The organism is Streptomyces sp. NPDC001599 (assembly GCF_042893535.1).
GTDB lineage: Bacteria > Actinomycetota > Actinomycetes > Streptomycetales > Streptomycetaceae > Streptomyces.
Map to the genome: position 1 here is coordinate 84,710 of NZ_JBIAVA010000018.1, position 23,497 is coordinate 108,206.

The 23,497-nt window shown below is 73.0% G+C and carries 18 protein-coding genes; 6 read left to right on the forward strand and 12 right to left on the reverse strand.

Annotated elements, in window-relative coordinates:
• The first annotated feature begins 153 nt into the window (after positions 1-153).
• On the forward strand, positions 154-933 hold the full coding sequence (gene lexA, locus ACFYZ3_RS32840; protein ID WP_003973219.1) for a transcriptional repressor LexA: 780 nt from the start codon (positions 154-156) through the stop codon (positions 931-933).
• Positions 934-1,071: 138 nt separating this feature from the next.
• Here the strand turns inward: lexA and ACFYZ3_RS32845 are convergent, their stop codons facing one another.
• From ACFYZ3_RS32845 to ACFYZ3_RS32860, 4 genes are all read right to left on the reverse strand, one after another.
• Positions 1,072-3,084: an ATP-dependent DNA helicase gene (locus ACFYZ3_RS32845; protein WP_388525432.1), complete on the reverse strand. Its 2,013-nt coding sequence runs from the start codon at positions 3,082-3,084 to the stop codon at positions 1,072-1,074.
• Positions 3,085-3,221: 137 nt separating this feature from the next.
• A complete protein-coding gene (locus ACFYZ3_RS32850; protein ID WP_388525435.1) occupies positions 3,222-3,953 on the reverse strand; it encodes a GNAT family N-acetyltransferase in 732 nt (243 codons plus the stop codon).
• 29 nt (positions 3,954-3,982) lie between these two features.
• Complete coding sequence (locus ACFYZ3_RS32855; protein ID WP_388525439.1) at positions 3,983-5,947, reverse strand: IucA/IucC family protein; 1,965 nt, start codon at positions 5,945-5,947, stop codon at positions 3,983-3,985.
• The gene (locus tag ACFYZ3_RS32860; RefSeq protein WP_388525442.1) at positions 5,944-7,317 is read right to left on the reverse strand and encodes an aminotransferase class III-fold pyridoxal phosphate-dependent enzyme; all 1,374 of its coding nucleotides are present in this window, start codon (positions 7,315-7,317) and stop codon (positions 5,944-5,946) included. Before ACFYZ3_RS32860 ends, ACFYZ3_RS32855 begins: the two co-directional genes overlap by 4 nt.
• A 313-nt stretch (positions 7,318-7,630) precedes the next feature.
• Here ACFYZ3_RS32860 and ACFYZ3_RS32865 point away from each other — a divergent pair, with 313 nt between their 5' ends.
• Both ACFYZ3_RS32865 and ACFYZ3_RS32870 read left to right on the forward strand, forming a co-directional pair.
• A complete protein-coding gene (locus tag ACFYZ3_RS32865; protein ID WP_388525445.1) occupies positions 7,631-8,860 on the forward strand; it encodes a trypsin-like serine peptidase in 1,230 nt (409 codons plus the stop codon).
• 97 nt (positions 8,861-8,957) lie between these two features.
• Positions 8,958-10,175 (forward strand): trypsin-like serine peptidase, encoded by a 1,218-nt coding sequence (locus ACFYZ3_RS32870; protein ID WP_388525448.1) that lies wholly within the window; start codon positions 8,958-8,960, stop codon positions 10,173-10,175.
• A gap of 143 nt (positions 10,176-10,318) precedes the next feature.
• Here the strand turns inward: ACFYZ3_RS32870 and hflX are convergent, their stop codons facing one another.
• The 6 genes from hflX to miaA form a co-directional block, all read right to left on the reverse strand.
• Complete coding sequence (gene hflX, locus ACFYZ3_RS32875; RefSeq protein WP_388525451.1) at positions 10,319-11,812, reverse strand: GTPase HflX; 1,494 nt, start codon at positions 11,810-11,812, stop codon at positions 10,319-10,321.
• Between the two features lie 146 nt (positions 11,813-11,958).
• On the reverse strand, positions 11,959-13,497 hold the full coding sequence (locus ACFYZ3_RS32880; protein WP_388525454.1) for a M1 family metallopeptidase: 1,539 nt from the start codon (positions 13,495-13,497) through the stop codon (positions 11,959-11,961).
• Positions 13,498-13,664: 167 nt separating this feature from the next.
• Positions 13,665-15,842, reverse strand: coding sequence for a RelA/SpoT family protein (locus ACFYZ3_RS32885; protein WP_388525457.1), 2,178 nt, complete (start codon positions 15,840-15,842; stop codon positions 13,665-13,667).
• Between the two features lie 246 nt (positions 15,843-16,088).
• Entirely contained in the window at positions 16,089-16,958 is an 870-nt protein-coding gene (gene dapF / locus ACFYZ3_RS32890) for a diaminopimelate epimerase (protein ID WP_388525460.1), read from the reverse strand.
• A gap of 70 nt (positions 16,959-17,028) precedes the next feature.
• Positions 17,029-17,526 carry a hypothetical protein gene (locus ACFYZ3_RS32895; protein WP_361007165.1) on the reverse strand — a complete coding sequence of 166 codons (498 nt, stop codon included), beginning with the start codon at positions 17,524-17,526 and terminating at the stop codon, positions 17,029-17,031.
• A 107-nt stretch (positions 17,527-17,633) separates the two neighbouring features.
• Positions 17,634-18,572, reverse strand: a complete 939-nt coding sequence (miaA, locus tag ACFYZ3_RS32900) for a tRNA (adenosine(37)-N6)-dimethylallyltransferase MiaA (RefSeq protein ID WP_361007068.1) — start codon at positions 18,570-18,572, stop codon at positions 17,634-17,636.
• Between the two features lie 182 nt (positions 18,573-18,754).
• Between miaA and ACFYZ3_RS32905 the strand changes: the two genes are divergently transcribed.
• Both ACFYZ3_RS32905 and ACFYZ3_RS32910 read left to right on the forward strand, forming a co-directional pair.
• Entirely contained in the window at positions 18,755-19,021 is a 267-nt protein-coding gene (locus ACFYZ3_RS32905; RefSeq protein WP_388525463.1) for a hypothetical protein, read from the forward strand.
• Positions 19,022-19,045: 24 nt separating this feature from the next.
• The gene (locus ACFYZ3_RS32910) at positions 19,046-19,327 is read left to right on the forward strand and encodes an antitoxin (protein ID WP_388525466.1); all 282 of its coding nucleotides are present in this window, start codon (positions 19,046-19,048) and stop codon (positions 19,325-19,327) included.
• A 516-nt stretch (positions 19,328-19,843) separates the two neighbouring features.
• Here ACFYZ3_RS32910 and ACFYZ3_RS32915 read toward each other — a convergent pair.
• Both ACFYZ3_RS32915 and miaB read right to left on the reverse strand, forming a co-directional pair.
• A complete protein-coding gene (locus ACFYZ3_RS32915) occupies positions 19,844-20,557 on the reverse strand; it encodes a class III extradiol dioxygenase subunit B-like domain-containing protein (RefSeq protein WP_388525469.1) in 714 nt (237 codons plus the stop codon).
• Between the two features lie 49 nt (positions 20,558-20,606).
• Positions 20,607-22,124, reverse strand: a complete 1,518-nt coding sequence (gene miaB / locus ACFYZ3_RS32920; RefSeq protein WP_388525472.1) for a tRNA (N6-isopentenyl adenosine(37)-C2)-methylthiotransferase MiaB — start codon at positions 22,122-22,124, stop codon at positions 20,607-20,609.
• Positions 22,125-22,286: 162 nt separating this feature from the next.
• On the opposite strand from miaB, the gene ACFYZ3_RS32925 reads away from it, so the two are divergent.
• Positions 22,287-23,459, forward strand: coding sequence for a cellulose-binding domain-containing protein (locus ACFYZ3_RS32925; RefSeq protein ID WP_388525475.1), 1,173 nt, complete (start codon positions 22,287-22,289; stop codon positions 23,457-23,459).
• Positions 23,460-23,497: the final 38 nt, after the last annotated feature.

Genomic DNA, 23,497 nt, shown 5'->3' on the forward strand with positions numbered 1-23,497 from the left:
AGCCCTTTTGTCCGCCAGGCGCCACGGTAGCCATACACCCAGACATGCAAGACGAGCGAGCGATTCGCGTTTTTTCACTCGAACGTGTGTTTGGCGCAACCTTTCGAAAGCTACTACCGTTGTGCAGCAGGGAGACCATCGAGAGGGGCCGACGTGACCACCACCGCCGACAGTGCCACCATCACTGCCCAGGAACGCCCCCAGGGCCGACCTGAGCCGGTGCACGCGATGAGCGACGCCGCGAATCCCGAGGGGCACAAGCGCTCCCTGCCAGGACGACCTCCCGGCATCCGGGCGGACAGCTCGGGGCTCACCGACCGCCAGCGCCGGGTGATCGAGGTCATCCGCGACTCCGTGCAGCGGCGCGGGTACCCGCCGTCGATGCGGGAGATCGGCCAGGCCGTCGGCCTCTCCAGCACCTCGTCCGTGGCGCACCAGCTGATGGCACTGGAGCGCAAGGGCTTCCTGCGCCGGGACCCGCACCGCCCGCGTGCCTACGAGGTGCGCGGCTCCGACCAGGCCGCCTCCGTGCAGCCCACGGACACCGCCGGAAAGCCGGCCGCCTCGTACGTCCCGCTGGTCGGCCGTATCGCCGCCGGTGGCCCGATCCTGGCCGAGGAGTCCGTCGAGGACGTCTTCCCGCTCCCCCGGCAGCTGGTCGGCGACGGCGAGCTGTTCGTCCTGAAGGTCGTCGGCGACTCGATGATCGAGGCCGCGATCTGCGACGGCGACTGGGTCACGGTCCGCCGCCAGCCGGTCGCGGAGAACGGCGACATCGTGGCCGCGATGCTCGACGGCGAGGCCACCGTCAAGCGCTTCAAGCGCGAGGACGGCCACGTCTGGCTCCTCCCGCACAACTCGGCGTACGAGCCGATTCCCGGTGACGACGCGACCATCCTCGGCAAGGTGGTGGCCGTACTGCGTCGCGTCTGAGCGCCACGGCGGGCGGGTACGCGCGACAGCGCCCCGCCGACCCGACCGGGCCCCGGGACCTCTGCGCCGGTTCCGGGGCCCAGCGCTGTTCGGGGACCGGCCGTGCCGGGCGCACGGCCACCCCGGCACGCGGCCGCGTCAGTCGCCCTCGGTCTGCTCGGCTTGCTCGGCTTGCTCGGAGCCCTCGGTCTGCCTGGCCTTCGCGTCGATGGCGGCGAGTGACTTGCGGACCTGGTTGCGGTCCGTGGTGAACCAGAAGTCGGGCAGGGACGCCTTCAGATAGCTGCCGTACCGGGCCGTCGCCAGCCGTTGGTCCAGTACGGCGACCACCCCGCGGTCGCCCGACGCGCGGACCAGCCGACCCGCGCCCTGGGCCATGAGCAGCGCGGCGTGGGTGGCGGCGACCGCCATGAAGCCGTTGCCCCCCGCCTCCTCCACCGCCTTCTGGCGGGCGCTCATCAGAGGGTCGTCCGGACGCGGGAACGGGATCTTGTCCATGACGACCAGCTGGCAGCTGGGCCCGGGCACGTCTACGCCCTGCCACAGGGACAAGGTGCCGAAGAGGCAGGTCCGCGGATCGGCCGCGAAGTTCTTGATCAGCTCCCCGAGGGTCTCCTCGCCCTGGAGCAGGATCGGGTACTCCGGGATTTGGGAGCGCAGCTCCTCGGCGGCCAGCTGGGCCGCGCGCATCGAGGAGAACAGCCCCAGGGTGCGACCGCCCGCCGCCTGGATCAGCTCGGTCAGCTCGTCCAGCATGTCGCCGCGGTCGCCGTCCCGCGCGGGCCGGGCCAGGTGCTTGGCGACGTAGAGGATGCCCTGCTTGCGGTAGTCGAAGGGCGAGCCCACGTCGACACCCTTCCACTGGGGCACGTCGTCGCCCTCGGTGCCCTCGGGTGCGAGGCCGAGGGACGCCCCGACGCCGTTGAAGTCGCCTCCCAGCTTCAGGGTCGCGGAGGTCAGGACCACCGAGCGGTCGGTGAAGAGCTTCTCCCGCAGCAGACCGGAGACGGACATCGGAGCGACCCGCAGCGAGGCACCGAACCGGTCGTGGCGTTCGTACCAGACGACATCCCACTCGGAGCCGTTCGTGATCCGCTCCGCCACGTCGTGCACGGACTCCACGGAGGCCAGCGCCTGCTTGCGGACCGCGTCCTCGTCCTGCACGGACTTGTCGCGCGTGGTCCCGATCGCCGAGATGACCGTGCGACAGGCGTCCCGCAGCGCCATCAGGGCGTAGCCCAGGTCCTCCGGGATCTCCTCGAGGCGGCCCGGCAGCGCCAGCTCCATCAGCCGCTCGAAGCCCTCCGCGGCGGTCTGGAGCTGGTCGGCGGCCTTCTCGTTCACCAGCTTCGCGGCGCGGCGCACCGCACGGTTGACCTGGCCGGGGGTCAGCTCGCCGGTGGCGACTCCGGTGACCCGGGAGACCAGCTCGTGCGCCTCGTCGACGATCAGCACCTCGTGCTGCGGCAGGACGGGCGCCCCCTCGATGGCGTCGATCGCGAGCAGCGCGTGGTTGGTGACGACGACGTCGGAGAGCTTGGCACGCTCACGGGCGGACTCGGCGAAGCACTCGGCGCCGTAGGCACACTTCGTGGCGCCCAGGCATTCCCTGGAGGACACGGACACCTGAGCCCAGGCACGGTCGGAGACTCCGGGCGTCAGGTCGTCGCGGTCGCCGGTCTCGGTCTCGTCCGCCCAGTCGCGCATCCGCAGCAGGTCCTGGCCCAGCTTGCTGGTGGGGGCGGCGGCCTCGAACTGGTCGAAGAGGCCGTCCTCCTCGTCCTGCGGGACGCCCTCGTGCAGCCGGTGCAGGCACAGGTAGTTCGACCGGCCCTTGAGCATCGCGAACTCGGGGCGGCGGCGCAGCTGCGGGTGGAGCGCGTCGACCGTGCGGGGCAGGTCCCGCTCGACCAGCTGGCGCTGCAGGGCCAGGGTCGCCGTGGCCACGACCACGCGCTCCCCGTGCGCCAGCGCGGGCACCAGGTACCCCAGCGACTTTCCGGTGCCGGTGCCGGCCTGGACCAGCAGATGGGAGCCGCCGTCGATGGCGTCCTCGACGGCTTCGGCCATGGCCACCTGGCCGGGACGCTCCGTGCCGCCGACGGCGGTGACGGCGGCGTGCAGGAGTTCGGGGAGTGAGGGCTTCGTCATAGCGCGACCACCCTACGGCCCGGGACTGACAAACGGGTCGGCAAGGCGGGGGCGAGCGGCGTGAGTGACTGTGGGGACAGGCGGGGCAAGGGGGCTCCTGGGCGGCGAAACGGGGGCGGGACGGCGGGCGCCGCGCTTCACGGCGACTGTTCCCAGGCCTCCCGTGTCCGGATCATGAGGACGGCGCGCTTGGCGGGCAGCTCCACCTCCCCCGTCGGCCGGAACCCGGCGCCGAGGAACGCCGCGACGGACGGCCTGTTGCGGACGTCGGGTTCGGCGAGCACGCGCGTGCAGGCGGGGCGCTTCGCGAGGACGAGTTCGGCGACGGCCCCGATCAGCTCGGTTCCGAGGCCCCGCCCGCGGTGGGTGCCGTCGCCGATCAGCACGTGCACGCCGGTGTCGTGAGGCCGGACCGGGCAGTACCGGGCCAGCGGATCGAGGTCGGCGCGGTAGATCTCCCAGTAGCTCATCGGCACCCCGTCCAGCGTCCCGACGCACGGGACGCTGCGCCCGTCGCCGGTCAGCTGGGCCCGTAGATGGTCCGCGGTCACGCTCTGCGGTCCGGTCAGTTTCCAGTACGCCGCGACGGCGGGGTCGTTCATCCAGCGGGCGATGAGCGCGACGTCCCGTTCCGGGTCGACGGGGACCAGGTGGAAGACTCCGGCGGGGGTGTCGCTCGGCCCCCAGTCGGCGATGCCGTCGAGGAGGTCGGCACGCGCGCGCAGGTCCGCAGGCGCGGGCAGGTCCTCACGCGCGCGTGCCGTCGCCGCTTCCGCGGGGTCGTTCACCGCGGTCCGGAACAGGGCGACGAACTCCTCGGGCACATGCAGGTCCAGGGTGTCGTCGGCGCTCGCGTCGGTGGGATTCACAGTGTCGCTCCTTCGGGAGGGCGGCCCGCTCAGGCATGCAGGGGGTTGGCGATGGTGACGTAGACGGACTGGGTGTCCACCGGGCCGACGAGTTCGTCGAGGCCGTGCAGCCGGGTCAGCAGGTTCGCCTTGCAGCGCAGCACGGGTGAGTCCAGGAGGTGGGCGGGGAGCGGGCCGCCCTGGGGGTCGGGGCCCGAGTCCAGCTCGCCGAGGAAGCGGCGGAAGGCCGCGAGCAGCGTGCCCTCCGGGGCGAGACGCTCGGAGCCGAAGGTGCCGATGAGACCGAACACGTTGTTGACGGCGAGGTAGTAGGCGAAGCGCTCGTCGATGACGGCGTCGGCCACGAACGTGTCGCTGTGTGCGCCGATCCCGGGGAGCCTGGCGTCTAGTTCCGCACGCCGGGACTCGCGGAAGTAGTAGCCCTGGTTGTCGCGGTAGCGGCCGCCCGCGGGCCAGCCGTCGGCGTCCAGCAGGACGAGCGTGTTCTGCTGGTGCGCCTCCAGGGCGATCCCCGCGCGGGCGTCCAACCACAGGACGGGGCGTACGACGTGGTGGAGGTAGCGCAGGAACCACTCGACGGCGACCGCCCCGCGCGGACGGCCGGTCCGCCCGGCGAGCCGGGTGACCAGCTCGGCCAGCCGGGTGTGCGGCCGCGGTGACACGAGGGAGGCCACGCAGCTGACGTCGTCCGAGGGCCGGAAGGGGTTGTGCCGGACGACCACGTCGAGCCCGCGCACGGGCGCGCCGTCGGGTCCGTCGACGGCGAGCCAGGCCGGGTCGCGGACGATGTCGAAGTCCGGGTGGGCCGCCTGCCACTGGCGGGACAGGCCGCGGCGCAGCAGGCGGTGCACCTCGACGCCGCGATGGAGCTCCTTGCGGAGGTTGTCCCTGCGGGAGTTGGTGATGTGCAGGCCCAGCGAGAGCTTGAGCATGGCGGGGGCGCCGCCACGGTGGACGGTGCGCACGGAGGACGTGGGATGCCACGCCGGCCCCCGGGCGCCGAGGTCCCTGACCAGCCCGGAGTCCAGGAGGGCGGCGACGTCCGGCCGGTGCAGCACCGCGCGGAACTGCCACGGGTGCAGAGGCAGGAGGGCGTACCCCTCCGGTGCCGCCGGGCCGTCCGCCGCGAGCCGTGCGGTGAGCGCGGGCGCGGTGACCGGGCGGCCGCGCTCGGTCCAGGCCGAGTCGGTGCCGAGTACGGCGGGGGCGATGGCCAGCCAGTGCAGCGGGAAGGAGCCGCCCAGCTCCGGCGAGTACCGGCGTGCCTCGTCCTCGGTGAGGCCCTCCCGGCTCTTCGGGGTGGGATGCAGCGGGTGCCCGAGGAGCAGCGCCTGTTCGGCGGCGAGGAAGAGGTCGGGTCCGCCGCGTTCTCCTGGACCGGCACGGTCCCGGAGGAAGACGGCGGTGCGGCGGACGGAGTCGGCCACGCGCGCGACGAGGTCGGGACCGTCCGGCCCCCGGGCCCCGGCCGTCTCGCGCACGAGCAGCGCGGCGAGCGTGACCGCGTCCACGGGCGGTGCCGACGCGGGGGAACCGGAAAGCCGCGGGGGGCCGAAGCGGTGTGCCCCGGTCGGCGACCAGTAGCGGACGGGAACGACGAGCGCCGTACCGGAGGCCGGGAGCGGCACGTGGAGTACGCCGTCGTCGGGGGCGGACACGTCGGCCTCCCGGACCCAGCAGCGGATCAGGTTCTCCGCGCCCGCGGCCTGGGCGGCGGCGCAGGGATCGAGGTCGTCCAGGGGGTCGGCCGCGGACCGAAGGGTGTGCGGCGCGGGCCGCGGCCCGGGGAGGGCGGCGTGCGCCGGGGCAAGCCGTGATGCGGCGTCCGGCGGTCCGTCGGACGCCGAAGCGGCGTCGCGCGCGGCGTCCGGAGCGGCAACAGGCCCCGGAGCAGCCGGGGTCCCGGGTGCGGAGGTGGCCGCGGGGGCCGGTTCGGGGGCGGGGTCGGTGTGCAACGCGGGTCCTCCTGGCGTGCCGTGTCCGGGGGGTCTCATCTCGGGGCGCGCTCCCCGCGTAACGGGACGGGGCCGCCGGGGCGGTCGCGGTCCACCGCCCGTACGGCGTCGGCGAGTCGGTCGAGGACGGCGGACATCTGCTCCTCGGTCACGATGAGCGGGGGCAGCAGCCGTACGACGTTCGCGCGCGGGCCCGTGATGTCCACGATCAGCCCGCGGCGCAGGCACTCCCGGCGGACGGCGGTGGCGAGGTCGGCGGGGGTACCGGGGCGGACGGCGGTACCGGGGCGGGCGCCATGGGCGGGGACGTCGGGCGCCCTGTCCGGCGCCACCAGCTCGACACCGGCCATCAGGCCCCGCCCGCGCACGTCGCCGACGCACGGGAACTCCGCGGCCAGGGCGCGCAGTCCGGCCAGCATCCGGCCGCCCAGCGTGGCGGCGTGTTCGGCGAGCCGGTGCTCGCGGACGTGGGCGAGGGTGGCGGCTCCCGCGGCCAGGGCCAGTTGGTTGCCGCGGAAGGCGCCGGCCGTACGGTCCGGTTCGCCCAGGTCTTCGCGGTGAACCAGCACGGCCAGGGGGAGGCTGCCGCCGATCGCCTTGTCGAGGACCACCACGTCGGGCGTGACTCCGCTGTGTTCGAAGGCCCAGTAGGCGCCGGTCCGGCCGACGCCCGTCCCGGTCTCGTCGACGATGAGCGGGACGGCCCGGTCGGCCGCGCGGGCCCGCAGGCGCCGCACCAGGCCGTCCGGCACCGGACGCACCCCGGCCTCGCTCCGGACCGGTTCCAGGAGGAGACCGGCAGGCCGCTCCCGTCCCGGCCGGCCGTCGCGGTCGTCGTCGAGAACCGTCTCGTCGGCGTCGGCATGGGTGTGGGCATGGGCATGGGCATCGGTGACGGTGACCACCCGGGTCCGTCCGGTGGCGGCGCGGGCCAGCGCGACGGCGGCGTCGACCGGGTCCGTGCCGGCCGGGCCGCAGAACCGCACGCGCGCGCGGTCCGCGAGTCCCGGCGGCAGGGTGCGCAGCAGCTCGGTGACGAAGGCGTCCTCGACCGGCGTGGTGAGGTCCATGACGTGCAAGGGCGCACCGGAGTCGAGGACCGTCCGGATCGCATCGAGGACGACGGGGTGGTTGTGGCCCAGGGCCAGGGTGCCCGCGCCGGAGACGCAGTCCAGGTAACGGCGGCCGTCGGCACCCTCGATGGTGAGTCCCCGGGCGCGGACGGGTACGACCGGGAGGGCGCGCGCGTAGGTACGTGCCGCCGGTTCCCGCGCCGTCTGGCGCCTCAGAGCGCCCCTTTGCCCGGCGTTCCCGCCCGCGCCCGTGCACCCTCCGTACGGGGACCCCGCCACGGCTCGTCGACCTCCCGCAGTCCGGACACGACCCGACGTGCCGGGCGCTCCCGGCATGGGGGACCGCGTCCGGACAGCGGGCCCCCCACCGCTACCAACCGAGGACCGTTCACGGGGTTACGGCCTGTCTGAAGATCGTTGCCGGGACGGGGATTTCCGCGGGCGTTTCCCGGTCCGCTCCGGCTCCGCGACCCGGCGGTCCGGTCCGGCGGGCGACGCGTGCCAGGTCAGGCGGCTGTATCCGAACCGTTGCCGTTCCGTCGGAACTCCCCCACAGCCACCGCATAGTGTGTGGTGCCGTTCCCGGTCGTCGTCGTTCGGCGGTTCGGCCGCGGCACCACGTTCGTTCACAGCAGGGGGAGTCAACACCATGCGATCCATACGGCCGTCGTTCAGCACGCGCGGAAACAGACGCGGACGGCGCGGAACCTCCTCCGCGGCCGCCGCCGTGGCGCTCGTCTCGGCGCTCGCGCTCACCGCCACCGCGTGCGAGGACGGCGACCCCGAGGCGGGCGGCGACGCCTCGGCCTCCGCGTCCGCCGCGGACGACGGCAACGGCGGCATCCGGATCCCGGACGACATCAAGGACAAGCTCAAGGAACACGGGATCGACGTCGACGACTGGAAGAACGGCGCCTGGAAGAACTGGAACAAGGACGACTGGCTGCGCGAGGCGCAGGACTTCGTCAACCCGATCATCGAGGGCCTGTGGGACCCGGACCGGATGCGGGACGCCGAGGAGCCGGACCAGGAGGTCGACGAGAACGACATCTCCGGCGACCAGGGCGTCACCGACCCGGAGCCCGCACCCGTCGAGGCGGAGGCCGTACCGGCCAAGTACCACGACAACGCCGCCACGGCCGGCAAGCTCCTCTTCGACTCCCCCAAGGGTTCGATGGTGTGCTCGGCGACGGTCGTGAAGGACCCGGCCCACCCCGGCAAGTCCAACATGGTCTGGACGGCCGGTCACTGCGTGCACGCGGGCAAGAGCGGCGGCTGGTACCGCAACATCGCCTTCGTCCCCTCGTACAACGACGCGGACAAGTCCGTGGAGGAGCTGCAGAACGCCACCAAGGAGGAGCTCGCTCCCTACGGCGTCTGGTGGGGCGACTGGGCGCAGACCTCGGACCAGTGGATCGAGCAGGGCGGGGCGACCGGCGGTGACGGCGCCTCGTACGACTTCGCCGTGATCCATGTGACGCCGGAGAAGGGCAGCGGCGGCAAGTCGCTGGAGGAAACGGTCGGCGCCGCGCTCCCGGTCGACTTCGACGCGCCCGCCGTGCCGGAGATCGAGAGCATGAAGGCGATCGGTTACCCGGCCGCGCCGCCGTACGACGGCCAGAAGCTGTACCAGTGCCAGGACAAGCCCGGACGGCTGTCGCTCAACGCCTCGGACCCGACGATGTACCGGATCGGCTGCACCATGACCGGCGGCTCGTCCGGCGGTGGCTGGGTCGCCGCCGGTTCCGACGGCAAGCCCGCACTGGTCTCCAACACCTCGATCGGCCCGGTGACCGCCGGCTGGCTGGCGGGTCCGCGCCTGGGCGAGCAGGCCAAGGGCGTGTTCGACGCGGTCAGCGGCAAGTTCGCCGACCAGTGAGGACGGTGGGGTGCGCCGGGCCCGAGCCCGGCACCCCGCCGTGCGTTCCTTGACAGACATGCACGCATTCACACGTTTCAACGGGGGTCGTCGCACCATGCGTTCCACACCTGTGTCCGCCGCGCCACGGCGCGGGCGGCGCACCGCACTCGCCGCGGCCGGACTGGTCGCCGCGCTCACGCTCACCGCGACCGCCTGCGGCGGATCGGCGCAGGACGAGGCCGACGCCGAGCCCGGCGGCGGCGCCTCCCGGGCCGCCGACGCGGGAGACACCGGTGGCGGCGAGGGCGGGCTGGCGGCCGGCCTCGCCAACCGGCTCAAGGAGCACGGCATCGACGTCGACCAGTGGAAGGACGGCGGCTGGAAGAACTGGGACGAGGACAAGTGGCTCAGTGAGGCCAAGGACTTCGTCAACCCGGTGATCGAGGGCCTGTGGGAGCCGGACCGGATGAAGTCCGCGAAGGAGGCCGACAAGACCGTCACCACCAAGGACGCGGCCGCCGACCAGGGCGCCACCGACCCGGAACCGGCGCCCGTCGAGGCCGTGGCCGAGAAGAAGCCCTACCACGAGAACGCCGCCCCGGTGGGCAAGGTCTTCTTCGACTCCCCCGAGGGCTCGATGGTCTGCTCCGGCACGGTGGTCAAGGACGTGAACCACCCCGGGAAGTCCAACCTGGTGTGGACGGCGGGCCACTGCGTGCACGCGGGCGGCAGCGGCGGCTGGTACCGCAACATCGCCTTCGTCCCGTCGTACAACGACTACGGCAAGTCCGAGGCGGAGCTGGCGAACGCGACGACCACCGAGATGGCCCCGTACGGCACCTGGTGGGCCGACTGGGCGGCGACCTCGGACCAGTGGATCAAGGGCGGTTCGGAGAGCGGCGGCGACGGGGCCGCGTACGACTACTCGGTGCTGCACGTGAAGCCGGAGCAGGGCGGCAAGTCCCTGGAGGAGACGGTCGGCGCCGCGCTGGAAGTGGACTTCTCCGCCCCGTCGGCGACGGAGGTGTCCAGCATGGGCGCCTGGGGCTACCCGGCGGCACCGCCGTACAACGGCCTGGAGATGTTCAAGTGCGTCGACCGGCCCGGCCGGCTGTCGCTGAGCGCGTCGCTGCCGACGATGTACCGCATCGGCTGCACCATGACCGGCGGCTCGTCCGGCGGCGGCTGGTTCCGGGTGGTGGACGGCGAGACCAAGCTGGTCTCGAACACCTCGATCGGCCCGCTGGAGAACACCTGGCTGGCGGGACCGCAGCTCGGTCCGTCGGCCGAGGCGATGTACCAGAACATGAGCAAGACGTACGGCGGTCAGTGATCCGTACGTGGATCCATACATGGATCCATACATGGGCCCGTACATGGGCCCGTACATGGGCCCGTACATGACCGAGGGCCCGTCCCCTGCCGAGGCAGGGGACGGGCCCTCGGTCGGTCGGCCTGCGGTCCGGCCGTGCGGTCTCAGGCGAGCGGCGCCGGAACGTACGGCGCGAACTCCGCCGCCAGCTCCTCGTGCACCCGCACCTTGAGCAGGGTGCCCTCCGGGGTGTGCTCCTCGGAGATCACCTCGCCCTCGTCGTGGGCACGGGCCACCAGCTTGCCGTGGGTGTACGGCACGAGCGCCTCGATCTCGACCGAGGGACGCGGCAGCTCGTTGTCGATCAGGGCGAGCAGCTGGTCGATGTTCTGACCGGTGCGCGCCGAGACGGCGATGGCCCGCTTCTCGACCCGCAGCAGTCGCTGGAGCACCAGCGGGTCGGCCATGTCGGCCTTGTTGATCACGACGATCTCGGGTACGTCGGTGGCGCCGACGTCCCTGATCACCTCGCGCACGGCGGCCAGCTGCTCCTCCGGGACGGGGTGCGAACCGTCGACCACGTGGAGAATCAGGTCGGAGTCGCCGACCTCCTCCATCGTGGAGCGGAACGCCTCGACCAGGTGGTGCGGCAGGTGCCGGACGAAGCCGACGGTGTCGGCCAGGGTGTAGAGCCGCCCGCTGGGGGTCTCGGCCCGGCGCACGGTCGGGTCGAGGGTCGCGAACAGGGCGTTCTCGACCAGTACGCCCGCGCCCGTGAGGCGGTTGAGCAGCGAGGACTTGCCGGCGTTGGTGTAGCCCGCGATGGCGACGGAGGGCACCTTGTGGCGCTTGCGCTCCTGGCGCTTGATCTCGCGGCCGGTCTTCATCTCCGCGATCTCCCGGCGCATCTTCGCCATCTTCTCGCGGATCCGGCGCCGGTCCGTCTCGATCTTGGTCTCACCGGGACCACGGGTGGCGAGGCCGCCGCCCTTGCCGCCGCCCATCTGCCGGGACAGCGACTGGCCCCAGCCGCGCAGCCGCGGCAGCATGTACTGCATCTGCGCGAGCGCGACCTGCGCCTTGCCCTCTCGGGACTTGGCGTGCTGGGCGAAGATGTCCAGGATCAGGGCCGTGCGGTCGATGACCTTGACCTTGACGACGTCCTCGAGGTGGATCAGCTGCCCCGGGCTCAGCTCACCGTCGCAGATGACGGTGTCCGCGCCCGTGTCGAGCACGACGTCCCGCAGCTCCTCGGCCTTGCCGGAGCCGATGTAGGTGGCGGCGTCGGGCTTGTCGCGGCGCTGGACGACGCCGTCGAGCACGAGCGCGCCCGCCGTCTCCGCGAGGGCGGCCAGCTCGGCCAGTGAGTTCTCCGCGTCCTGCACGGTGCCCGAGGTCCAGACGCCCACGAGGACGACCCGCTCCAGACGGAGCTGGCGATACTCGACCTCGGTGACGTCCTCGAGCTCGGTGGAGAGGCCCGCCACGCGCCGCAGGGCCGCGCGGTCGGAGCGGTCGAACTGCTCGCCGTCCCACTGCGAGTCGTTTCCGCGGTTCCAGGCGACGTCCTCTTCCATCAGGGCATCGGCCCGGAGGCCCTCGGGATAGGTCTGCGCGAGACGCTTGGTGTCCTGGGAGGGGGAAGAAGAGGAGGTCATTGGATCCTTACGTAGCTGGGAAGGGGTCGGCGCGGCGCACGGGCCGCGACATGCTGTACAACGTGCGAACCACCGGGGAGATTCCCGGGGCCCGTACCGCGCCGTCCCGAAGATGGTCGCACGGCACGGGCCGTCTCGTCACCGGCTTATTCCCCGTGTGCCTTCCGGGACGCCTTGGCGGGCTGTTTCCCGGCGGCCTTCCCGACGGGGTTCTGCTTCCAGTCCGGGTGGCCGGGCATCGGCGGGGTCTTCGCGCCGTACAGCCAGGCCTGGAAGAAGCCGCTAAGGTCCCGGCCCGCGGTCTCGGAGGCGAGCCGGACGAAGTCGGCGGTCGTCGCCGTGCCGTCCTGGTTGCGGGCGACCCACGCACGCTCGACGCGTTCGAAGGCGGAGCGGCCGATCTCCTGGCGCAGGGCGTAGAGCACGAGCGCGGCGCCGTCGTAGACGTTGGCGCGGAAGATCCCGGTCTTGCTGCCGTTCTTCGGCGGCTTGGGGGCGGCGGGGGGCCCGCCCGCCGTACGCCAGCGGTCGGAGGCTCCGTAGGCGGCTTTCATACGGGCCGCCATGGGCTTGTCCGCGGTCTCCTCCGCGTACAGCGCCTCGTACCAGGTGGCGTGTCCCTCGTTGAGCCACAGGTCGGACCAGGTGGCCGGGCTGACGCTGTTGCCGAACCACGAATGGGCCAGCTCGTGCACCATGATCGACTCGACGTACCACTTCGGGTAGGCCGGCTCGGTGAACAGCTCCCGCTCGAAGAGGGTGAGCGTCTGGGTCTCGAGTTCGAAGCCGGTGGTGGCGTCGGCCATGAGCAGGCCGTACGTCTCGAAGGGGTAGCGCCCGACCTTCTGCTCCATCCATGTGATCTGGCCGGGGGTCTTCGCCAGCCACGGTTCGAGCGCCGCGCGGTGCTCGGTGGGCACCACGTCCCGGACGGGCAGTCCGTGCGGCCCGGCGCGGTGCAGCACCGTGGAGCGGCCGATGGACACCTGGGCCAGCTCGGTGGCCATGGGGTGCGGGCTCCGGTAGGTCCAGGTGGTCGATCCGCCGGTGCGGTCCACGCGGGTCGGCAGTCCGTTGGCGACGGCCGTGAGTCCGTCGGGGGCGGTGATGTGGAAGGTGAACCGCGCCTTGTCGGAGGGGTGGTCGTTGCAGGGGAACACCAGGTGGGCGACGTCCGCCTGGTTGGCCATGGCGAGGCCGTCGGCGGTGCGCACCCAGCCGCCCTGGCGGTCCTCGGGATACACCGGGTCGCTGCTGTGCCGCACGGTGATCCGCGTCCAGTCGCCCTCGTCGAGCGCGTCCTCGGGCGTCACGACGAGGTCCTCGCCCGCGGTGGCGAACCCGGCGGGCTCTCCGTCGACCTCGACGGAGTCGACCTTCCCGTGGGCGAAGTCGAGGTTGATCCGGTCCAGGTCGGCGGTCGTCCGGGCCTCGATGGTGGTGACGGCCTTCAGCGGCTCGCTGTTGCTGCCGGAGTAGGTGAAGGAGAGGTCGTACGCCGCCACGTCGTACCCGGGGTTGCCCAGCTGCGGGAAGAGGCGGTCGCCGACGCCCAGCGGGGTCGGCGGGGCGCTCGCGGCGACCAGGCCGACGGAGACGGCGGAGGCGAGCAGCGCCGCGGCCCTGAGCCGGCGCCGGGAGCGGGCGCGAAGTCGCGGAGTCGGGGGGTGAGGGGTGTGCAGCATCCCTCACGGCTATCAGCGCGCGCGTGTCCGGCGGCGACGGCGCGCGCCCGGGGCACCCGAACGGGTTCGGCGCGGCGCACGGATCAGACGGGCGCGCTACGCCGTAGCGGATCGGACCGGCGCGATACGCCATGCCGGATCAGACGGGCACGGGACGCCGTGCCGGTTCAGGCGCCGGTCGGCTGCGGCTGGGCGCGGCTGACGTCGTAGACGCCGGCCACGTCGCGCATGGCGCGCATGAGCGCGGGCAGCCGGGCGGCGTCCGGGAGTACGACCGTGTAGCTGTGCCGGACCCGCTGGCGGTCCGGGGGTTCGACGGTCGCGGAGACGATTTCGGCGCCTTCGAGGGCCATGGCTTCGGTGAGGTCGGCCAGGAGGTGCGGGCGGCCGAACGATTCGGCGAGAAGGGTCACCCGGCATCCGGTGCTCTCGCCCCAGCGCACACCGACCTCCGCGCGCCCGGCGCTCTTCATGCGCGCCACCACCGCGCACTGGGCGCGGTGCACGGTCACCACGCCTCCGCGCACGGCGAAACCGGTGATCTCGTCCGGCGGTACGGGGGTGCAGCAGCCGGCCAGTCGTACGTTCGCGCCAGGCGGGTCGACGAGGACGTCGGTGGCGGCGGGGCGGGCGGGTGCGGCGTCCGGGGCCGGTCGCGGCGCGTCCGGGTGGGCGTGGGGCTCGGGTACGGCGGGTCCGCGGGGCGGCTCCTGCGCGTCGGGCGCCGCTTCCGGGTGGGCGGCGAGCCGGCGCTGGATGGCGATCCGCGCGGCGGGGGTGTGGGCGTGCTCCAGCCACTCCCTGGAGGGCTCGGAGGCGGCGTCCTGGCCCATCAGGAGCTGCACGGTGTCGCCGTCCCGCAGCACCGTGCTCATGGGCGCCAGCCGCCCGTTGACCCGGGCGCCGATGGTCGCGTGTGCGTCCTCGCCGTACTGGGCGTAGGCGGCGTCGACGCAGGTCGCGCCCTCGGGGAGGCCGAGGGTGCCGCCGTCGGGGCGGAAGACGGTGATCTCGCGGTCCTGGGCGAGGTCCTCGCGGAGGGTGGACCAGAAGGTGTCGGGATCGGGGGCGCCGCGCTGCCAGTCGAGCAGCCGGGAGAGCCAGCCGGGTCGGGTGGGGTCGGCGCGCTCGCCGTCGCCCGCGCTCTGCTCCTCCGACGGAGGCGCGTACGGGTTGCCGAGCGCGACCACACCGGCCTCGGCGACCTTGTGCATCTGGTGGGTGCGGATGAGGACTTCCACGACCTGGCCGTCCTCCGCGCGGGCGACCGCCGTGTGCAGCGACTGGTAGAGGTTGAACTTGGGAACGGCGATGAAGTCCTTGAACTCCGAGACGACGGGCGTCATGCAGGTGTGCAGCTCACCGAGGACGGCGTAGCAGTCGGCGTCCTCCTGGACGAGCACCAGGAGGCGGCCGAAGTCCGCGCCGCGGAGCGTGCCGCGCTTGCGGGAGACACGGTGCACCGAGACGAAGTGGCGCGGGCGGATGAGGACTTCGGCCTGGATGTCCGCCTCGCGCAGCACGCCCCGCACCTCGTCGGCGACCGCGGCGAGCGGGTCGTCCGCGCGGGCGGCGTTCTCCTGGACCAGCTCCCGCGTGTGCGCGTACTCCTCGGGGTGCATGACCGCGAAGACGAGGTCCTCCAGCTCGGACTTGAGCGCCTGGACGCCCAGCCGTTCGGCGAGCGGGATGAGGACGTCGCGGGTGACCTTGGCGATGCGTTCCTGCTTCTCGCGGCGCATGACGCCGAGGGTGCGCATGTTGTGCAGCCGGTCGGCGAGTTTGATCGACATCACGCGGACGTCGTTGCCGGTGGCGAGGAGCATCTTGCGGAAGGTCTCGGGTTCGGCGGCGGCGCCGTAGTCGACCTTCTCCAGCTTGGTGACGCCGTCCACGAGGTAGCGGACCTCGGCGCCGAACTGCTCGCCGACCTGATCGAGTGTCACCTCGGTGTCCTCGACGGTGTCGTGGAGGAGCGAGGCGGTCAGGGTGGTGGTCTCCGCGCCCAGTTCGGCGAGGATCAGGGTGACGGCGAGGGGGTGGGTGATGTACGGCTCGCCGCTCTTGCGCATCTGCCCGCGGTGCGAGGACTCGGCCAGGACGTAGGCGCGGCGCAGCGGGTCGAGGTCGGCGTCGGGGTGGTGGGCGCGATGGGCCTCGACGACGTGGCCGATGGCGTCGGGCAGGCCCCGGCTGCGGGTGGCGGAGCCGAGCAGCGCGGCCCGGCCGAGACGGCGCAGGTCGATCCGGGGGCGGGCCTTCCTGCGGGGCGCCGGCGTGACGGCACCGGTGGCCGCGGGCGGCACGGGTCCCGGGCTCGCTGGATTCACGGCCTCCGCATTCATGGGCACCTCCGGCTGCGCGGACCGGCGGACGGGGAATCCCAGGGCGGACACGGCTCAGGGGATGCTGTCGGTCCCCCGTCCGGGCCGGTGCTTGATGCTATCGAGCCCATCACGTGCGGCCGACCGCCTCTCGCCGAGCGTGAAACGGATCACCCATTCGAGCGATGGTCCGAGGGTTTACGTTTTCGCACTGAGTGTCTTGGACCGCGCTGTGGTTCACCGCGGTTCCGGTCACCGGGTCGTGGTTCAGGCGAGTACCCCTTCCAGCCAGGCGGAGTCGAACTCGCCCTCCGCGACGATCACGGCCGGCCCCGTCATCTCGATCTCGCCGTCCGGGCGCTCGGTGATCACCAGGGTGCCGCCGGGCACGTCGACGGTGTAGGTGGCCGGGGTTCCGGTGACCGCCGGGTCCAGGCCGTCCCGGCGGGCGGTGGCGACGGCGACGGCACACGCGCCCGTACCGCAGGAGCGGGTCTCGCCGGAGCCGCGCTCGTGCACGCGCATCGCGACGTGGCGGGGGCCCCGGTCGACCACGAACTCGACGTTGACCCCGTCCGGATAGGCGCCGGCGGGCGCGTGGGAGGGCGGGGCGTACAGGTCGCCCGCGTGGTCGAGGTCGGCGACGAAGGCGACCGCGTGCGGGTTGCCCATGTTCACGTTCCGCGCGGGCCAGTCGCGCTCGCCCACGCTCACCTCGACCTCGCCCTCGGGCAGCAGCGCCCGGCCCATCCCGACGGTGACGTCGCCGTTCTTCGCGATGTGCACGCGCTTCACGCCGCCGCGCGTCGCGACGGCGAGGTCCCCCTCGGCGGCGTGCCCGGCGCGCTGGAGGTAGCGCGCGAAGACCCGCACGCCGTTGCCGCACATCTCCGCGACCGAGCCGTCGCCGTTGCGGTAGTCCATGAACCACTCCGCCTCGGCGGCCATGTCCCGGGCCTCGGGGTGCGCCGCGGACCGCACCACGTGCAGCAGCCCGTCCCCGCCGAGGCCCGCTCGGCGGTCGCACAGGACGGCGACGGCGGCGGGGGGCAGGTCGAGGGCGTTCTCCGGGTCGGGAACGATCACGAAGTCGTTCTCGGTGCCGTGACCCTTGAGGAAGGCGATCCGCGTGCTCATTCCTCGATCGTACGGGGTGGGTGCGCCACGACGACGAGGGGCGGAGCCGGGCCCGGGGCGGGAGGGCCCGTCAGCTCCGAAGGCGGGCGACCCGCCACACGGCCAGGGCGACGACCGCGGCGACCGCCAGGGCGTACACGAGGATCGTCCGCCAGTCGGCTCGGCGCCCCGAGCCGCGCTGGGGCAGGCCCGGCCAGGTGTAGCCGACCCGGCGGGCGGCCATCATGCCCCAGCCGGCCGCGCAGGAGCAGATCAGCAGTCCCAGCATCGCGATCACGGCGCCGCTGTCGCCGAAGTCGAAGGCGAGCGGGAAGGCGAACATCAGGGAGCCGAGCGCGGCCAGGCACACGATGGGCGCGAGCTGCCAGATCCGCAGCCGGCGCTGGGGCCGCAACTCGACCTCGACCTCGTCCCCGTACATCTCGTCGGGCGCGGGGCCGTCGGCGACACCGTCCGGCGTCTCGTCGGGACCGTCGGGGCTCAGGGCGCCGCCGTCCGGCTCCGGTCCGCCGTGGTCGGCGGTGCCGTGTTCGGTGCTCGGTGCGGTGTCGCGAGGGCCGGCCTCCATCGCCACGCGCCCTCCCAACTAGGACTCACTCGGTCGATCGAAGCTCGATGATGGCACGCCGCCGAAGGCCCGGATGACGGCCGGGGCGTCCCGATGCCATCACGTGATCAGGCTGTAACCGGTCGTTCGACCAACGACAGGGCGAGTCGCGGAAGTTCCGTGCGATCCGCCACACCCCCACTCAACCAGTGCACCCGCGGGTCGCGCCTGAACCATGAATCCTGACGGCGCGCGAAGCGCTTGGTGGCACGGACGGTCTCGGCGCGCGCCTCGTCGAGCGTGCACTCGCCGGCGAGCGCCGCGAGGACCTGCTGGTAGCCGAGCGCGCGGGACGCCGTACGCCCCTCGCGCAGCCCTTGCGCCTCCAGTGCGCGCACCTCGTCGACCAGACCGGCCTCCCACATCCGGTCGACGCGCAGGGCGATGCGCTCGTGCAGCTCGGGGCGGGCCACGTCGACGCCGATCTGCACGGTGTCGTAGACGGAGTCGTGACCGGGGAGGTTGGCGGTGAAGGGCCTGCCGGTGATCTCGATCACTTCGAGGGCGCGCACGATGCGGCGCCCGTTGCTGGGCAGGATGGCCCGCCCCGCCTCCGGGTCGGCGAGGGCCAGCCGGGCGTGCAGCGCACCCGGGCCACGCAGTTCGAGCTCCGCCTCGAGACGGGCCCTGACCTCGGGGTCGGTACCGGGGAACTCCAGGTTGTCGACGGCCCCGCGGACGTAGAGACCGGAACCGCCGACGAGGATCGGCCAGCGCCCTTCGGCGAGCAGCGCGTCGATCCGCTCGCGCGCGAGGCGCTGGTACTCGGCGACGGACGCCGTGACCGTCACGTCCCAGATGTCCAGCAGATGGTGCGGGACGCCGCCGCGTTCCTCGGGCGTCAGCTTGGCGGTGCCGATGTCCATCCCTCGGTAGAGCTGCATGGAGTCGGCGTTGACGACCTCGCCGCCGAGCCGCTCGGCCAGGAAGACGCCCAGATCGGACTTTCCGGCCGCGGTGGGTCCGACTACGGCGATGACGCGGGGGGCGGGGGGTGCGCTGCTCACCGCACCAGTCTCGCAAACCTCTCACCTCGCCCTGGAACGAGTTACGTGACGGTCCGCGTCCAGGGTCGTTGCCCGTTGCGAGGTTCCCGCTCCCCGGGCCACCGGGTCATGGCCCCGGCCACGCAAACGGACGCACCGGATGCCGCGGGATTTCGCCCGCACGAGTAACGTATGGAGTTGATATGGGCGTTTTTGCACGGCTTTTTCGGAGGTCGAAGAACACCGAGGAGGCGTCGGGCGCGGAGACGCGGACCGACATCCCGGACACCGGGAGCGCGGCGGAGGCGAAGGCGGCCGACGCCGGCCCGCGGAACACGGCGGGGGCCGGCGAGACCGACGGGACCGCCGCCGAGGCCGGTGACTCGGAGAGCGTCGGCATCCCCAAGCAGCAGTCCGCCGGGGAGGCCGTCGACAACGAGGCCGAGGCCGACAAGGGCGCCCGCACCTGACTGCCCCGTGAGGGAAGGCGAACCATGGGTCTCCTGGACAACTTGAAGGCCAGACTCGAACCGGCGAAGGGCAAGGTCTCCGACCTCGCGCAGCAGCACGGTGACAAGATCGATCGCGGTCTCGACAAGATGGCGCGGACCGTCGACGAGAGGACCAAGGGCAAGTACAGCGACCGGATCCAGACGGGCACGGGCAAGGCCAAGGGCGCCATGGACCGTCTCGCCCACAAGGACGACAGGGGCGGGGAAGAAGACGGCGGCACACCCGGCGGCACCCCTCCGGCCGGCCCGCCTCCGGCTTCCTGACCCGGTACGCCGCCGGACGGTCACGGAGCCCGGCCCCCGGGCCGCCTCCGGACCGTCCGCGGGCGCACCGACGACTACGCCACGGCGGCCACGCCGCCGCTGCGGACAGGTGGCGCGGCGCCGCGTCGGCCGCTGCCGCCGGGGCGCCGCGTCCGCCACCACGACAAGGTGGCCGCACCACCGCTACGACCATGCAGCCGCGCCTGCCACCACGCCGGGGGCGACGACCGACGAGCATTACGACCATGCAGCCGTGCCTGCCACCACGTCGGGCGGCGCCCGCCGACCACTACGACCAGACGCCGCACCGCCACTACGACCAGGTGACGCCTCGCCGCTGCGACCGCGCCGCCACGTCCGCCGGTGACGTCCGGGGCGCCGCGTCGATCGCTACGGCCAGATGGCCGCGCCGCCGGTACGACCAAGTCGCGCGTCGCCGCTGCGACCACGCGGACGCGCCTGCCGCCCCCGTCCGGGGTGTCGCGCCGACCGCCACCAACGGTGGCCGCTCCGCCGCTACGACCAGGTGGCCACGACGTAGCCGACCCCGTAGGGCGCGTCCTCGTACAGGAGCGCCCCGCCCAGGTCCGAGTCGCCGGACGCGCCCGCGAGGACCTGCCAGGGTGCCCGGCCCGACGCCTTGAGCTCGCGGGCGAGATCGACGTCCAGGGCGGCGAGCGCGGCCTGGTCCGCCGCTTCCAGGGCGCGGCCCACCCCCGCGTCGAAGGGCGCCGCCCGCTCGTCGAGGTAGCCGGGCGCCTTCAGCGTGCGGCACGCGCTGGCGTCGCCCAGCACCAGCAGCGCCGTCCGTCCGGCCCGCGCGGCGATGTCCCAGCCGACGGCGGCACAGCGCTCGGCGGACAGCCCGTCCCCCACCCCGATGGCGTCGACGGGGGCGTCGGTCCACCCCGTCCGCCCCAGCAGCCAGGCGCCGACGGCCAGGCCGTGGGGCAGCTCGGCTCCGCCCGCACCGCCGGTGTCGGCGCCCAGGTACACCTCCACGTCCACGCCGAAGCCGCGGAAGGAACCCCGCGCGCCCCGCGGATAGACCTCGGGCCCGGCGGAGTCCGCGGGCCCGACCACCACGAGCCGGTCGGGCCGGGACGCTGCGAGCACGCCCAGCGCATCCGTACAGGCGGCGCGGGCGGCGTCCAGCTCGGGTGCGGCACCCGCAGCGACCTCCGGCACGAGGAGCGGCGGGCAGGGGCAGACGGCGGCGGCGACAAGCATGATCGGCAGCGTATCCCCGTACCGCCGCACCCGGCGGCACCCCCCGCGGTCAGTCGCAGCCGCAGCCGCTCGCCACGACCGGCTGGGGCTCGGGAACGCCGATCTTCGGCAGGCCGAGGAGCACGCCCGCCGACTTGGCCTGCTCGGTCGTGTTGCGCTTCTCCCAGGCGTCGCCCGCGCGGGTGCGGCGCACGTCGAGCACCGCGCCCTCGGCGAGGAGGTGGTGCGGTGCGGCGTAGGTGATCTCCACGGTCACCACGTCGCCGGGGCGGACCTCCTGGTCGGGCTTGGTGAAGTGCACCAGGCGGTTGTCGGGAGCGCGGCCGGAGAGGCGGTGGGTGGCGCCGTCCTTGCGGCCCTCGCCCTCGGCGACCATGAGCTCCAGGGTGCGGCCGACCTGCTGCTTGTTCTCGTCCCAGGAGATCTCCTCCTGGAGGGCGACCAAGCGCTCGTAGCGCTCCTGGACGACGGCCTTGGGGATCTGGTTCTCCATCTCGGCGGCCGGGGTGCCGGGGCGCTTGGAGTACTGGAAGGTGAAGGCCTGGGCGAAGCGGGCCTCGCGCACCACGTGCAGGGTCTGCTCGAAGTCCTCCTCGGTCTCGCCGGGGAAGCCCACGATGATGTCGGTGGTGATCGCCGCGTGCGGGATGGCGGCGCGCACCTTCTCGATGATCCCCAGGTAGCGCTCCTGGCGGTAGGAGCGGCGCATCGCCTTGAGGACCGGGTCGGAGCCGGACTGGAGCGGCATGTGCAGCTGCGGCATCGCGTTCGGCGTCTCGGCCATGGCGGCGATGACGTCGTCGGTGAAGTCGCGGGGGTGCGGGGAGGTGAAGCGGACGCGCTCCAGGCCGTCGATGTTCCCGCAGGCGCGCAGCAGCTTGCTGAACGCCTCGCGGTCGCCGATGTCGGAGCCGTAGGCGTTGACGTTCTGCCCGAGCAGGGTGATCTCGCTGACGCCCTCGGCGACCAGGGCCTCGACCTCGGCGAGGATGTCGCCGGGGCGGCGGTCCTTCTCCTTGCCGCGCAGCGCGGGGACGATGCAGAAGGTGCAGGTGTTGTTGCAGCCGACGGAGATGGAGACCCAGGCCGCGTACGCGCTCTCGCGCCGGGTGGGCAGCGTGGACGGGAACGCCTCCAGGGACTCGGCGATCTCGACCTGCGCCTCCTCCTGCACGCGGGCGCGCTCCAGCAGCACCGGGAGCTTGCCGATGTTGTGGGTGCCGAAGACGACGTCCACCCAGGGGGCCCGCTTCACGATGGTGTCGCGGTCCTTCTGCGCCAGGCAGCCGCCGACCGCGATCTGCATGCCGGGGCGGCTCGCCTTCTTCGGGGCGAGGTGGCCGAGGTTGCCGTACAGCTTGTTGTCGGCGTTCTCCCGTACGGCGCAGGTGTTGAAGACGACGACGTCGGCGTCGCCGTCGGCACCCTCGGGGGCGCGGACGTAGCCCGCGTCCTCCAGCAGGCCGGACAATCGCTCGGAGTCGTGGACGTTCATCTGGCACCCGTAGGTGCGTACTTCGTAGGTTCGCGTGCCGCCCACTGACTGGCTCCGGTCGATGCTGCTCATGGCAACAAGAGTAGGCGAGTCACGATCGCGTCCGACGCCGCGCACGTATTGACAGTACACAGTCAGAGTCGGTGTCATGCATGGGAGCGCTCCCATGCATGCTCCTGAGCGTGCTCCCCGGCATGCGCTGACGCATCCCTTCTCCCGTACTGGAGGCACCCTGTGCGCACCCGAGTCCTTCGATTACTGCGCCGGCCCTGGACCGCGGCGGTGGCCGCCGTGGCGCTGGTGGTGTCGGTCCTGGTGGCGATGCCCGCGAGCGGTGCGACGGCGGCCACCTGCCGGGTCGACTACAGCGTCGACGCGTGGGCGGGCGGCTACACCGCCCAGGTGAGGATCACCAACCTCGGCCCCGCGGTGAGCGACTGGCGGCTGACCTGGACCTACACCGGCGACCAGCAGGTGACGTCGGCGTGGAACGCGACCGTCACACAGACCGGCGGGTCCGTCGTCGCCGTCGACGCCGGCTGGAACGGCGCCCTGTCCACGGGTGGCACCGCCGAGTTCGGAGTGCAGGGGACCTGGCGGTCCGCCGACCCCGCGCCGGACGACTTCGCGCTCAACGGCACCTCCTGCGGCGAAGACGGCGGCACACCGCCCACCACACCACCGACCACGCCTCCCACGACGACTCCACCGCCGTCCGCGGAGTGCGGTGACGCCGTGATCTGCTCGGGCTTCGAGGACCAGACCGGCCCCGAGCCCGCCGGCGACTGGCGGTTCACCGCGCCCGACTGCCAGGGCACGGGCACGGCCGCCGTGGACTCGGCGGTGTCGCACGAGGGCGGCAGGTCGCTCCGGGTGGACGGCCGGGCCGGGTACTGCAACCACGCCTTCGTCGCCCACACCGCGGACCTGTCGTCGGTCGGCCCGGTGATGTACGTGCGCATGTGGGTCCGGCACACCACCGCGCTGCCGACCTCGCACGTCACCTTCGTGTCGATGCCGGACTCGGCGCAGGGGGGCCGGGCGCTGCGCGTGGGCGGCCAGAACGGCGCGCTGCAGTGGAACCGGGAGAGCGACGACGCCACCCTGCCCGCGCAGAGCCCGGCCGGGGTGGCGCTGAGCAGGCCGCTGCCGACGGACGGCTGGCAGTGCCTGCGGTTCGCGATCGACACCTCGGCCGCCAACCTCGACACCTGGCTCGGCGACGAGCGGGTTCCGGGCCTGCACGCCGACGGGGTGCCGACGCAGGACGTCGACCAGCAGTGGCTCGCCCGCGGCACCGCACCCCGGCCGACCGCCCTGCGACTGGGCTGGGAGAGCTACGCGACGGGCGACGACACGGTCTGGTTCGACGACGTGGCCGTGGGCTCCGCACCGATCGGCTGCTGACCGCGCGCGCCGCCGCCGCCGACACCGACACCGGCACC